Genomic DNA, 1,751 nt, shown 5'->3' on the forward strand with positions numbered 1-1,751 from the left:
TTAGCAGAGCAGCATCGCTTGTTGTTAATGGCTGCCTAAAAACCCAAAATTCAGGTTATTAGGAAAGTTCATCCAAAGCGTTTGACATACTTCGAGTCTGTCAAAAATATGCGTAAACAAGCTTTTTCCACTTACAAGAGAAAAGCTAACCATAATTAGATCAAAGAAAATTACAGTAGTTAATTTAAACCAAATTTTCGCTTTTAAATACGCGAATAAGACGGCATTATATTTTTGGAGCAAATTAATAATTTTAAGGAATTCTATGTTAAAATTAGGAAATTCAATTAAAATAGAGTAAATCATTTTTTAATGAAGAAAAATTAATCAACTATTCAAACTTTAAATGATTGTTTTAATTTTTTTTCAATAATAATGTCTTTTACACTCATAGTTAATAAATTTTTGATTTATCCCTTTGATAATGAATAAGAAGAATAAAATTTAAATGACAAAAGATCTCTGCATCATTTAAAACATTTGTTTTCCCAAGCTACTGTTTAATATGACATGAGAGGTCAAATTTGAATCTTTTTGTTCCTCTATTTGCTTATTTTCTAGACAAAAGAGGAGAAATCACAGGAATTGCTCTTATTGATTCTCCATCGATAATTGTTTGCCAAAAAGAAACAAGATTTTTAAAGGTTTAGCAAAGAGGGGAAAAACAACCCCCAGATAGTTTTTGGGATTCAAATGACATCTTATGCTTAATAAGAAAGGAGAAAATTTGGCTTTTCAGCCAACTCCTGGAAATGTTGCTGATGTTTCTATTGTCGAAACTTTCTCGAAAGGGATTTTTGGGAAACTATTTGGTGATAAGGGGTATATTTCGAAAGAACTTTCAAAGAGGCTTTTGAAACAAGGTCTTGAACTATTTACTACCCTAAGATCGAATAGGAAGCAGAATCTTATGAAGTTGACAGACAAAATTCTTAGAAAACGAGCTATTATTGAAACGGTCAATGATCCGTTAGAAAATATTTCTCAAATTGAATAGACACGCCACAGAACTGCCAGAAATTTTTTAATTAATCGATTAGCTGGGATTGTTGCTTATCCTCATCAACTTAAAAAGCCATCTATAAACTTAGCAGAGCAGCATCGCTTGTTGTTAATGGCTACCTAAAAACCCAAAATTCAGGTTATAGTTAATTGAATTTAATCGTGCATATAGATATAGTTTGAGTTAAAAAATTATGGCATATTCCAAAGATTTAAGGCAAAAAGCACTCAACTATTTAGAAACTGGACATTCTGCAGAAGAAGTCAGATAAGTTTTCGATGTAGCATTAAGAACAGTATTTAACTGGCTGAAGCGCCAAAGGAATGGATGTTTAGAAGACAAACCAAGAAAAAGACATCCAATTAAAATTGATCATGACCAACTAAAGAGCTATATTGAAAAATATCCTGATAGTTATTTGAAAGGATAGCGAAAGAATTTAATGTCGATCCTTCCTCTATATTCTATGCTTGTAAAAGACTTAAAATCACTTTTAAAAAAGGCCTTATTTTACAAAGAAAGAGATGAGAAAAAAAGTGAGGAATTTAAAAAAGAATGAGAAAAGATAGCAGAAGAAGATCGGTTTATCTTGATGAAAGTGGAATTAATGAGTGTCTACAACGTCATCGTGGGCGAGCTTATAGAGGAGAGAAAGTTTATTCAGCTATATCTGGTCATCGTTTTGCAAGGGAAAGCTTGATAGCAGCTAAATGCCAATCTAAAATTTTTGCTCCTTTTTGCTATACAG

3 pseudogenes are annotated in these 1,751 nt (G+C 31.4%); all 3 read left to right on the plus strand.

Annotated elements, in window-relative coordinates:
• Window positions 1-527: 527 nt before the first annotated feature.
• Window positions 528-1,126 (plus strand): annotated as a pseudogene (locus TY19_RS12690) (IS982 family transposase); the annotation flags it as partial.
• A gap of 70 nt (window positions 1,127-1,196) precedes the next feature.
• Window positions 1,197-1,531: pseudogene (locus tag TY19_RS26750) on the plus strand (IS630 transposase-related protein).
• Between the two features lie 27 nt (window positions 1,532-1,558).
• Window positions 1,559-1,751 (plus strand): annotated as a pseudogene (locus tag TY19_RS04190) (IS630 family transposase); the annotation flags it as partial.

The sequence above is a fragment of the Candidatus Protochlamydia sp. R18 genome, from assembly GCF_000648255.1.
Lineage (GTDB): Bacteria > Chlamydiota > Chlamydiia > Chlamydiales > Parachlamydiaceae > Protochlamydia > Protochlamydia amoebophila.